At 62.8% G+C, this 1,664-nt stretch carries 1 protein-coding gene; it reads left to right on the top strand.

The features are described 5' to 3' along the window. Window positions 1–116: 116 nt before the first annotated feature. The coding region (gene istA, locus EET67_RS25300; RefSeq protein WP_128628916.1) for an IS21 family transposase at window positions 117–1,664 on the top strand (1,548 nt) is incomplete at its 3' end.

The following is a 1,664-nucleotide window of genomic DNA, read 5'->3' as shown; positions in this document are numbered from 1 at the left end:
TGTGATTTTTCGTGGAATGAGGACCCTGTTTGAGGGGTGATTTTCGTCCAAACGGGACCCCTTAACGTGGGGTCATCAAAATGCCTCCGGTTTCATCGGAGGCATTTGCGTTTTGGATGTTGGTTGTGGAGACGATTGCAAAGATACGCCGGCTGTCGCTGGTGCAGGGAAAGTCGATCAAGGCGATCTGCCGGGAGTTGAAGATCTCCCGGAAGGTGGTTCGCAAGGTGCTGCGATCGGACGAGACGGAGTTCCGCTACGAGCGCAAGCATCAGCCGTATCCTCGCATGGGGGCTTGGCGCGAGAAGCTGGACGGGCTTCTGTCGGCGAATGCGTCCAAGCCGCAGCGTGAGCGGCTGACGCTGATCCGGATCTTCGAGGAGCTTCGCGGCCTCGGCTACGACGGCAGCTACAGTTCGGTGTGGCGGCATGCGCAGGATTGGGAGGAGCAACGCGGCAGCGCCGCGGCCGAGGCTTATATCCCGCTGAGCTTCGCGCCTGGCGAGGCCTACCAGTTCGACTGGAGCCACGAGATCGTCCTGCTGGACGGCGTAACGGTCACCTTGAAGGTGGCGCACATGCGGCTTTGCCATAGCCGTATGTTCTTCGTCCGGGCGTATCCGCGCGAGACGCAGGAGATGGTGTTCGACGCGCACGATCGGGCGTTCGCCTTCTTCCGCGGGGCCTGCACACGTGGCATCTACGACAACATGAAGACGGCGGTGGACGCGATCTTCATCGGCAGGGATCGTCGCTACAACCGCCGCTTTGCGCAGATGTGCGGGCATTACCTCGTCGAGCCCGAGGCCTGCACACCAGCGTCGGGTTGGGAGAAGGGGCAGGTCGAGAACCAGGTCGGGTTGGTGCGCGAGCGCTTCTTTACACCGAGGCTGCGCTTCAAGACGCTGGAGGACCTGAACGGCTGGCTGGCCGACAAATGCGTTACCTACGCCAAGGCGCATCGCCATCCCGAACAGGGCGACCGCACGATCTGGGAGGTGTTCGAGGATGAGCGGGCCAGCTTCATTCCCTATGCCGGACGCTTCGACGGCTTCCACTGCATTCCCGCGTCGGTGTCGAAGACCTGCACGGTGCGCTTCGACAACAACAAATACTCGGTGCTGTCGAGCGCCGTCGGCCGGCCGGTCGAGATCCATGCCTATGCCGATCGCATCGTCATCCGCCAGGACGGCGTGATCGTGGGCGAACACGCCCGCTGCTTCGGCCGCAACGAGGTGATCTACGACCCTTGGCACTACGTGCCGGTGTTGGCCCGCAAGCCCGGTGGACTGCGCAATGGCGCACCGTTCAAGAACTGGGTTCTCCCGTCCGCCCTGGAGAAGGTGCGCCGCAAGCTCAAGGCTGCCGATGACGGCGACCGGCAGATGGTGTCGATCCTCACCTGCGTGCTGAGCGACGGATTGAATGCGGTCGAGGCGGCCTGTCAGGAAGCGCTCGATCACGGCGTCTCATCGGCGGCGGTGATCCTCAACATCCTGGCCCGCAGCCGCGATCCGGCGCCGGGCACGATCCTTTCCATTCCCCAGGCGCTGAAGCTGGCTCACGAGCCGATCGCTGACTGCGCCCGCTATGACAGTCTCAGGAGGACGAACAGCCATGGAACGCACCGAGGTTCTGGAACTGATGGGAGTGCTGAAGCTCTA

This window comes from Borborobacter arsenicus (assembly GCF_003934165.1).
Taxonomy (GTDB): Bacteria; Pseudomonadota; Alphaproteobacteria; order Rhizobiales; family Rhizobiaceae; genus Pseudaminobacter; species Pseudaminobacter arsenicus.
Note: the sequence above shows the minus strand (reverse complement) of the source record. Positions and strands in the feature narration are given on the sequence as shown.